10 protein-coding genes are annotated in these 9,148 nt (G+C 34.9%); 5 read left to right on the forward strand and 5 right to left on the reverse strand.

Going from position 1 to position 9,148, the window contains the following annotated elements:
• Positions 1–168: 168 nt before the first annotated feature.
• The 5 genes from rpsJ to AC2A1D_RS14540 form a co-directional block, all read right to left on the reverse strand.
• Positions 169–474, reverse strand: coding sequence for a 30S ribosomal protein S10 (gene rpsJ, locus AC2A1D_RS14520; protein WP_002661363.1), 306 nt, complete (start codon positions 472–474; stop codon positions 169–171).
• Between the two features lie 17 nt (positions 475–491).
• The gene (gene fusA, locus AC2A1D_RS14525; protein ID WP_484044296.1) at positions 492–2,609 is read right to left on the reverse strand and encodes an elongation factor G; all 2,118 of its coding nucleotides are present in this window, start codon (positions 2,607–2,609) and stop codon (positions 492–494) included.
• A 6-nt stretch (positions 2,610–2,615) separates the two neighbouring features.
• A complete protein-coding gene (gene rpsG, locus AC2A1D_RS14530) occupies positions 2,616–3,092 on the reverse strand; it encodes a 30S ribosomal protein S7 (RefSeq protein WP_484044297.1) in 477 nt (158 codons plus the stop codon).
• 23 nt (positions 3,093–3,115) lie between these two features.
• Positions 3,116–3,529, reverse strand: a complete 414-nt coding sequence (rpsL, locus tag AC2A1D_RS14535; RefSeq protein ID WP_027381287.1) for a 30S ribosomal protein S12 — start codon at positions 3,527–3,529, stop codon at positions 3,116–3,118.
• A gap of 102 nt (positions 3,530–3,631) precedes the next feature.
• On the reverse strand, positions 3,632–5,077 hold the full coding sequence (locus AC2A1D_RS14540) for a hypothetical protein (protein WP_484044298.1): 1,446 nt from the start codon (positions 5,075–5,077) through the stop codon (positions 3,632–3,634).
• A gap of 250 nt (positions 5,078–5,327) precedes the next feature.
• Between AC2A1D_RS14540 and AC2A1D_RS14545 the strand changes: the two genes are divergently transcribed.
• From AC2A1D_RS14545 to AC2A1D_RS14565, 5 genes are all read left to right on the forward strand, one after another.
• Complete coding sequence (locus AC2A1D_RS14545) at positions 5,328–5,804, forward strand: Dps family protein (protein WP_484044299.1); 477 nt, start codon at positions 5,328–5,330, stop codon at positions 5,802–5,804.
• Positions 5,805–5,894: 90 nt separating this feature from the next.
• On the forward strand, positions 5,895–7,073 hold the full coding sequence (pncB, locus tag AC2A1D_RS14550; protein ID WP_484044300.1) for a nicotinate phosphoribosyltransferase: 1,179 nt from the start codon (positions 5,895–5,897) through the stop codon (positions 7,071–7,073).
• A gap of 117 nt (positions 7,074–7,190) precedes the next feature.
• On the forward strand, positions 7,191–7,658 hold the full coding sequence (locus AC2A1D_RS14555) for a YciI family protein (protein WP_484044301.1): 468 nt from the start codon (positions 7,191–7,193) through the stop codon (positions 7,656–7,658).
• A 2-nt stretch (positions 7,659–7,660) separates the two neighbouring features.
• Positions 7,661–8,251: a hypothetical protein gene (locus tag AC2A1D_RS14560; protein WP_484044302.1), complete on the forward strand. Its 591-nt coding sequence runs from the start codon at positions 7,661–7,663 to the stop codon at positions 8,249–8,251.
• A 39-nt stretch (positions 8,252–8,290) separates the two neighbouring features.
• Entirely contained in the window at positions 8,291–9,046 is a 756-nt protein-coding gene (locus tag AC2A1D_RS14565; protein WP_484044303.1) for a DUF5995 family protein, read from the forward strand.
• Positions 9,047–9,148: the final 102 nt, after the last annotated feature.

A 9,148-nucleotide genomic window follows, 5' to 3' on the forward strand; every position in this document is an offset into this window, starting at 1 on the left:
TTATATATAATAATTTTTTAAGATAAAAACTTCTACTGAGATTGCTTCGCTTCGCTCGCAATGACATAAAAAAATCCCTCTTCTTTCGAAAAGGGATTTGTTATCATAGCAAAGTTATTGCTTTTGGCTTCTGGCAAATAGCTAATGGCTATAAGCCAACTGCTAAAATCACACTTTAATTTCTACGTCAACTCCTGAAGGAAGTTCTAATTTCATTAGAGCATCAACAGTTTTAGAAGAAGAAGAGTAGATATCCATCAATCTCTTGTGAGCTGATAATTGGAACTGCTCTCTTGCTTTCTTGTTAACGTGTGGAGATCTCAACACTGTGAAGATTCTCTTGTTTGTTGGCAAAGGGATTGGCCCGTTTACAACAGCACCTGTAGCCTTTACCGTCTTTACGATTTTCTCAGCAGACTTGTCTACCAAGTTGTAATCGTAAGATTTAAGTTTTATTCTGATTCTTTGTGACATTTCTTGTACTTTAAAAATTAACCTTTTGCTTTAGCAATGATATCTTCAGCAACGTTTTGAGGAGTAGCTTGATACTTCTCTAATTCCATAGAAGATGTAGCTCTTCCTGATGAAAGTGTTCTTAGAGTAGTAACATATCCGAACATTTCAGATAATGGAACTGAACCTTTGATAACAATAGCTCCGTTCTTTTCTTCTTGTCCGCTGATTGTACCTCTTCTCTTGTTAAGGTCACCAATGATGTTACCCATATATTCTTCTGGAGTTACAACTTCCAATTTCATAATAGGCTCCATGATTACTGGTTTAGCAGCACGTCCCGCTTCTTTGAATCCTAATTTAGCAGCCATTTCGAAAGAAAGAGCATCAGAATCCACCGCGTGGAAAGATCCATCTTTAAGAGTAACTTTAATACCTTCAACTTCGAAACCAGCCAAAGGACCGTTCTTCATTGCAGCTTTAAATCCTTTTTCAATTGCAGGAACAAATTCTCTAGGAACGTTACCACCTTTGATCTCATTGATGAATTCTAAACCAACTTTACCTTCGTCTGCAGGTCCTAATTCAAATACAATATCAGCAAATTTACCTTTACCACCAGATTGCTTTTTGTAAACCTCTCTGTGTTGAGCAACTTTTGTTAAGTTTTCTTTGTATTCTACCTGAGGTTGTCCTTGGTTTACTTCAACTTTGAACTCTCTTTTCATACGGTCTACAATGATATCTAAGTGAAGCTCACCCATACCAGAGATGATCGTTTGTCCAGAAGCCTCGTCAGTTCTTACTGTAAACGTAGGATCTTCTTCAGCCAATTTAGCTAGAGCGTTACCCATTTTATCTTGGTCAGCTTTAGTTTTAGGCTCAACAGCGATACCGATTACTGGATCAGGGAAAACCATCGATTCTAGAACGATTGGGTTTTTCTCGTCACACATAGTATCACCAGTTTTGATAGATTTGAAACCTACAGCAGCACCAATATCACCAGCTTCAATATATTCTACTGGGTTTTGCTTATTAGCGTGCATCTGATAGATTCTAGAGATTCTTTCTTTATCACCTGAACGAGTGTTCAAGATATAAGAACCTGCATCTAGTCTTCCTGAATAAGCTCTGAAGAAAGCTAATCTTCCTACGAAAGGATCGGTAGCAATTTTGAAAGCTAATGCAGCGAAAGGCTCGTCTACAGATGGTTTTCTTGTGATTTCAGCGTCAGTTCTTGGGTCAGTACCTTTGATATCATCTTTATCCAATGGAGAAGGCAAGTATTTACATACTGCATCCAACATAAACTGTACTCCTTTATTTTTGAATGAAGAACCACAAGTCATTGGGATAATAGATAAATCGATAGTAGCAGCTCTCAATGCAGCATTGATTTCTTCTTCTGTAATTGAATCTGGATCTTCGAAGAATTTCTCCATCAAAGTTTCATCATATTCAGAAACAGCTTCTACTAATTTTTCTCTATATTCAAGAACTTCATCTTTCATTTCTTCAGGAATTGGAACTACCTCGAAAGTAGCACCTTGTCCAGCTTCATCCCAGATGATCGCTCTGTTTTTAATTAAGTCTACAACTCCTTTGAAATCTTCTTCAGCACCGATTGGTAAAACGATTGGAACTGCGTTTGATCCTAACATTTCTTTAACCTGGTTTACCACGTTAAGGAAGTCAGCACCTTGTCTGTCCATTTTGTTTACGAATCCCATTCTCGCTACTTTGTAGTTATCAGCAAGTCTCCAGTTTGTTTCAGACTGAGGCTCTACTCCATCTACTGCAGAGAATAAGAATACCAATCCATCCAATACTCTAAGAGATCTGTTTACTTCTACTGTGAAGTCAACGTGTCCCGGTGTATCGATAATGTTGAAGTGGTAAGGTTGAGTTTCAGGTAATTTTTTACCTTGGTCTGTTGGAAAGTTCCAAGAACAAGTAGTAGCAGCAGAAGTAATAGTAATACCTCTTTCAGCTTCCTGCTCCATCCAGTCCATTGTAGAAGCACCATCGTGAACTTCTCCAATTTTGTGGTTTACACCTGTATAGAATAAAATCCTTTCTGTAGTGGTAGTTTTACCTGCATCAATGTGCGCAGCAATACCAATATTTCTTGTAAATTTAAGATCTCTACCCATTTCAGATTAGAATTTAAAGTGTGAAAACGCTTTGTTAGCTTCCGCCATTTTGTGCGTATCTGTTTTCTTTTTGAAAGCAGCACCTTCTTCTCTTGAAGCAGCTACTACTTCATTAGCTAATTTCAAAGCCATAGACTTATCATTTCTCTTTTTAGAGTAGCTAATTAACCATTTCATTGCCATAGAAATTTTTCTATCTGCTCTGATTGGCATAGGAATCTGGAAGTTTGCTCCACCTACTCTTCTAGAACGTACTTCTACGTGAGGCATAACGTTTGTTAATGCATCTTTCCAGATTTCTAGTGCAGTTTTCTCAGTTTCTCCTTTTTTAGTATCTACGATATCTAATGCATCATAGAAAATTTTGAATGCGATTGACTTTTTACCGTCAAGCATTAAGTTGTTTACGAATCTTGTTACCAATTGATCATTAAACTTTGGATCTGGTAACAACGGTCTTTTTTTCGCTTTCGTCTTTCTCATTGTTTCTGTACCTTATTTAATGATTATTTTTTCTTTCCTTTAGCTGGTGCAGCTGGTGCTTGACCTGGTTTTGGTCTCTTAGCTCCATACTTCGATCTTCTCTGCGTTCTTCCATTTACACCTGCAGTGTCTAATGCACCTCTTACGATGTGGTAACGTACTCCCGGTAGGTCTTTCACCCTTCCGCCTCTTACCAATACTATCGAGTGCTCTTGAAGATTATGTCCTTCGCCCGGGATGTAGGCGTTAACTTCTTTACCGTTTGAAAGTCTTACCCTTGCAACTTTTCTAAGTGCAGAGTTAGGTTTCTTAGGAGTGGTAGTATATACTCTAGTACATACTCCTCGTCTTTGTGGACAAGAATCAAGGGCAGCCGATTTGCTCTTCTTGGCAAGCGTGGCTCTTCCTTTTCTTACTAATTGTTGAATAGTAGGCATATAATGCTTTTTATTTTAGGGTGCAAAAATATGAATAATTTTTTAATCCACAAGCAGTTGCAAATAAATTATTTAAATTCTTAAAAATTAATTAACAGAAACTTAGGGTTTAGATTTGATGTCGACCTTTACATTTTTATTCCAGTTAAAATTTCGAATGTTTTCTTGAAGAGTTATGAAGCCCTTTTCATCAATTGCATAAATAGAAACCGTTTTACCTGCAGCATTAAGATTCTCATCAATTGAAAGTTCCGCCACCTTTTTCCACGAATCTGGAATTTGCCCATTCAACCAATGTTCGTAGACAATCGCAAGTTGAAATTTATTTTGAGCCGTATATTTTGTAAGGAAATTTTTAAATCTTTCATCAAAAACCACCTCATTCCCATTAAAAGGAATTGTTTCTACCGAACCCAATCCTACTACATCCAAAAGCTGGATCTCTGTAAAGTAAGAAATTGCGCCAATATCATTCGCGACCACTTTTGCATCATTATAATAAGTATGTAAAAATTGGGCAGACTGTATTTGCTGTTCATAAATATTTTTGCTTCCGAAAACCAACATTTGATGCGATAAGAAAGTTTTATACATCATTAAACTAAAATTCGCCATCAACAACACTGTAAGAGCAGCAGTTTTTAGTTTAAAAAAATCATTAAATGAAAATTCTCTGGAAATTCTTTCAAAAGCAACCATTGAAAAACCTGCGATAAAATAGGCTTCATATCTAAACAAATACCTCGTCTCCGCAAACATACAATGCAAAATGAAGGTAAGCGACAAAACAATCAGCAGGAAATTTTTCGAAATTAATGCTGAAAAACCATTCTTTCCATCCTTCCACAAAAACCAAACAGTCATCAAAATCGGAAAAAAACCAATTTTATATAAACTTTTACTAAAAATCAGCTTATCCTTTATTATATATAGTATGTCTGAAAAAATATTTTCATTAAAATGAATCGCAGTCCCTTTGACAACCACAGAATTCGGAAACCAATATCCTGTTTCATTATGATTAAAAACACAAAAAGCCAAAATCGGTAAAAATCCACAGCATAAAACCAATACACTACGCTTCCAATTCTTAAGCAACGCAAAACCAAAAGCAAGCGTTACGAAGTAAAACATACTTTCAAATCTGATTAAACCTAAAAGCAACAGCGAAAAATAAAAACCAAACTTCGCCCATTTTTCATCTTTTAAATAATAAAAGCAGAAAATATTTAACAGGAAAATAAAAACCTGAAAAACATGTTCCATCCCAGAAAGAACCTGCAAATGAAGCGTTACAAAAAGCAATGTAAACATATTTGCAGCAACCACTTTCAAATTTGAGGTGAAAATTTTGGAGTAAAACTGGTTTAAAATAAAAACAATTCCGCCAGAAAAGACAACATTGAAAACCAAAGGAAGCCAATCGTGATTTCCAAAGATTTTTATTACTACAGCAATCAAAAAAGTAAACATTGGCGAAGAAGATGTAGACGAAAATTTGTATTTCGTAATTCCCCAAACATCATACAACGCAAAATTTTTCGCCATCGCCAAATGAATATACGCATCATCGAGCACATATATATAATGACAATTCGTATTTTTAAGAGACGAAAAAAAATACGCCGCACAAATTGCCAAAAAAAGCAACAGTGTTATGCAATACGTCTTGATTGGATTTTTTACAACCTGCATCAAACTTATTTATAATAAGAATAGCAAAGATAATCATCATCAATCAGCGTAAAGGTTTTTCGGCATAATATTTACATTAAAACACATCATAAATAATAAACCTATGAAAAATGCAAGCATTATCGGCCTAAAAGAAGCCGACTGCAAGAAAATCGCAGAAAAACTGAACGTCCTTTTAGCCAACTATTCTGTATTCTACCAAAACACTCGCGGTTCTCATTGGAACATTAAGGGAGAACAATTTTTCACGCTTCATCCTAAATTTGAAGAACTTTACAACAGTTTAGTTTTAAAAATTGATGAAATTGCGGAAAGAATTTTAACATTGGGCGCAACGCCAGCTCATAATTATTCGGATTATTTAACTACATCAACCATCAAAGAAAGCAAGGAAGTAACCGACGGAAATAAATCGGTTGAAATTATTCTAAACTCTTTTAAAGTAGTGATTGATTTGCAAAGAGAATTGCTTGATATTACCGATAAAGCCGGAGACGAAGGAACCAACTCACAAATGAGCGACTACATTACAGAACAAGAAAAAGAAGTTTGGATGTACAACTCTTACCTAGGAAAATAAAATTCTTTAACTTTAAAATATTAAAAAAATCACCTTACATTTAGGTGATTTTATTTTAACTCACTATATTTGCGTATATATTACACAATCATGCAAGACGTAAAACTGACCTCCATTCTCGATAACGACTTTTATAAAATTACCATGCAAAATGCGGTGGTAAAACTATTCCCTAGTCAAATTGTAAAATACGAATTCATCAACCGAGGAAAACATCAATTTCCTGAAGGTTTTGATAAAGCTTTGCGAGATGCCATAAACAAAATGGCAGAACTAAAACTCAGCAAAGACGAAAAAAAATATTTGGCACAAACCTGTCCTTACATCGACCTTCCTTACCTCGATTTTCTTGAAGGTTATCATTATGACCCGTCTGAAGTAAAAATTCATCAGCAAGGAAGCGAACTTAGCGTAACTGTTGAAGGACTTTGGTATAGAACTATTCTTTGGGAAGTGCCTTTATTAGCATTAATAAGCGAACTTCATTACGAAATGAATCATATGGAAAGAGATTCTAACGAAGTAGTGATGTCTAAAACTTTAGAAAAAGCAGAATTCTTGAACAAACTAGGCGTTACTTTTGCTGAATTTGGGACGAGAAGAAGACATTCTTATAAAGTTCAAAATCTTGTGATGGAAGCTTTAACACAGAAAAAAGATTCAACCTTCACAGGAAGCTCCAACGTTCATTTTGCAATGAAATATGGCGTAAAACCTATTGGAACTCACGCTCACGAATGGTTTATGTTTCATGCGGCAGAATATGGTTTCAAAATGGCGAATAAATTGGCGCTAGAACATTGGGTAGATGTGTACAGAGGCGATTTGGGAGTTGCACTTTCAGACACGTACACAACGGAAGTTTTCTTTCAGCAGTTTGATAAAAAATTTGCAAAACTCTTCGACGGAGTGCGTCATGACAGCGGCGACCCTTTGGAATTTGCCGACAAAACGATTGCCCACTACAAGAAAAACGGTATCAATCCTTTATTTAAATACATAATTTTTTCTGATAATTTAAATCTTGAAAAAGTAGAAGAAATTACCAATTACTGCAAAGGTAAAATCGGTGTTTCTTTCGGAATTGGAACCAATCTTACCAACGATGTTGGTTTAAAACCAATGAATATTGTAATGAAACTAATTGGTGTACAATCTATTAACCAAGAATGGATTCCTACGGTAAAACTTTCCGACGAAAAAGGAAAATATACAGGCGACCCAAAAATGATTGAATTGGCGAAAGAGTTTTTGAGGATAAATCATTAAAAAAAGCAGGAAGCTTGATGAACGAAGCTTGAAGTTTCACTTCGCAAACTTCAAAGAAAAGAAACACTTATTCGTAATTTTAACAGCTCATATCAGTTAATTTAAAAATATAAAACCATGAAAAACAAACTATTCATTGCATTAATGCTTTTCACAGCAACGTTCTCTTTTGCACAGAAAAAAGAAACTACACCAAAATACAACCAAAAATTAGCAGAATCTCTTGGCGCCGACAAATACGGAATGAAACCTTATGTAATAGTGATGCTTACACCGGGATCAACAAAAATTGAAGATAAAGCCAAAATGAGCGAACTCATGAAAGGCCATTTAGCCAACATCCATAAACTTGCAGACGAAGGAAAAATTACCGTCGCCGGTCCTTTTCTTGAAGAAAACAAAGAAAACTATAAAGGTATGTTTATCTTCAACACCAAATCTAAAGAAGAAGCCGAAGCTTGGGTAAAAACCGACCCAGCCGTAAAAGCCGGAGTTTTTAACTACGAAATTTTCTCTTGGTACGGTTCTGCAGCTTTACCAATGTATTTGAAACATCATGGCGAAATTGCGAAAGAAAATCCTTAAAAATGGGCTTTTACAGTAAATTTACAGAACAAGATTTAATTGAATCTTACAAAAATCAAATTGATTATCAAGGTAAAGCCACACAAGAGCTTCTAGATGAAATACAATCCAGAGGTACTTTGGAAGAATTCACGAAAAAAATTGATAATGAAAAAAAATACCTTGAAGAAACAAATCGTATCATACGATTGATTCATCAAAACTACATGAGTAGAGTTCCTATGGAAGAATGTATGACTTCTATAGAATCTCATCTGCTTACACGAAAAGACATTAAAATATTAACTTTAGAAAAATACTCACAAATTCAAAACAAAGAAACAAATCTAAAAGTAGATTCAGATACAATATTAAAGAGTATTCTTGGAGTAACTATTGCCCCATTTATTAGCAGTGCAATTTTAATTTTGACACTGAATCAATTCCAGCAAATTATAGTTTTTAACTACTTTTTATTGATTCCCGTTTACATCATTAATTATTTTATCATTAAGTTTTTTGTAAAAAAAACCAGGGAAAATCTCGCCGTTTTTATTGCTACTCTAGTTGCAACACTTCTTAACTGTCTATTTTTCATTCTTTTCATTACTTAAGTTACCAAATTTCTTATCTTTAAATTAAACTAAACAACCATGAAAACCATTGAAGAAGTATTAAAAAAATTAGACGATATCATTATTTGGTGCAAAGAAAACAAAAGTCCGGCTGGATATTTTGCTTGTACGTACAGAATTATGACGGCTCAAGTTTTAAAGGGAATTCAGCAGAAAAAGTTTGAAGACAACCCAAGAATGACCAAACTCGACATTGCTTTTGCCAGTCGATATCTCGATGCGTGGGAAAATTATTCTAAAGGTAAAAAATGCACCAATTCTTGGTATATGGCTTTCGAAGCAACTAAAAACAAAGACCTTTTGATTTTGCAACACATCTTTTTGGGAATGAATGCGCACATCAATTTAGATTTAGGAATTTCAGCAGCTTCGATTATGCCCAATCGAAAAATCAATCCTTTAAAAACTGATTTCGAGAGAATCAATTCGGTGATTGCATCGATTAACCAAAACGTTCAGGATTCGCTGAATAAAATCTGTTATCCAGTAGAATTAATCGACAAATTATCCAACGGAAAAGACAACGCCGTTCTCGATTTTGCCATTTCAAAAGCAAGAGACACTTCTTGGGCAACTGCGGTGATTTCTAGCAACACGCCTAATTTTTTAAAAGATTCAGTCGTCGGAATCGTAGATTATGCTGCTGCAAAAGTAGCTTCTCAAATTCTTCACCCTAAATTATTGACTTCCACACTTGCCAAAGAGTTGAAAAAATGCGAAACCAGTGACGTAGTAAAAAACATAGAAATTTTAGAGAAAACGAAGAACACCTAAACACGCATTTTAAAAAAACCAACTTTTAAACCTCATAGATTTAGAAAACCTATGAGATTTGGTTTCTTTAAAAGAAAAATTTTTTAAGAATTCTTTCTTTCG

The sequence above is a fragment of the Chryseobacterium sp. HNCC26DJ239 genome (assembly GCF_057180445.1).

Excerpts from the sequence above, each read along its gene's own strand:
- rpsJ (WP_002661363.1), bottom strand. The coding sequence starts at position 474 with ATGTCACAAAGAATCAGAATAAAACTTAAATCTTACGATTACAACTTG.
- fusA (WP_484044296.1), bottom strand. The coding sequence starts at position 2,609 with ATGGGTAGAGATCTTAAATTTACAAGAAATATTGGTATTGCTGCGCAC.
- rpsG (WP_484044297.1), bottom strand. The coding sequence starts at position 3,092 with ATGAGAAAGACGAAAGCGAAAAAAAGACCGTTGTTACCAGATCCAAAG.
- rpsL (WP_027381287.1), bottom strand. The coding sequence starts at position 3,529 with ATGCCTACTATTCAACAATTAGTAAGAAAAGGAAGAGCCACGCTTGCC.
- AC2A1D_RS14540 (WP_484044298.1), bottom strand. The coding sequence starts at position 5,077 with ATGGCGAAAAATTTTGCGTTGTATGATGTTTGGGGAATTACGAAATAC.
- AC2A1D_RS14545 (WP_484044299.1), top strand. The coding sequence starts at position 5,328 with ATGAAAAATGCAAGCATTATCGGCCTAAAAGAAGCCGACTGCAAGAAA.
- pncB (WP_484044300.1), top strand. The coding sequence starts at position 5,895 with ATGCAAGACGTAAAACTGACCTCCATTCTCGATAACGACTTTTATAAA.
- AC2A1D_RS14555 (WP_484044301.1), top strand. The coding sequence starts at position 7,191 with ATGAAAAACAAACTATTCATTGCATTAATGCTTTTCACAGCAACGTTC.
- AC2A1D_RS14560 (WP_484044302.1), top strand. The coding sequence starts at position 7,661 with ATGGGCTTTTACAGTAAATTTACAGAACAAGATTTAATTGAATCTTAC.
- AC2A1D_RS14565 (WP_484044303.1), top strand. The coding sequence starts at position 8,291 with ATGAAAACCATTGAAGAAGTATTAAAAAAATTAGACGATATCATTATT.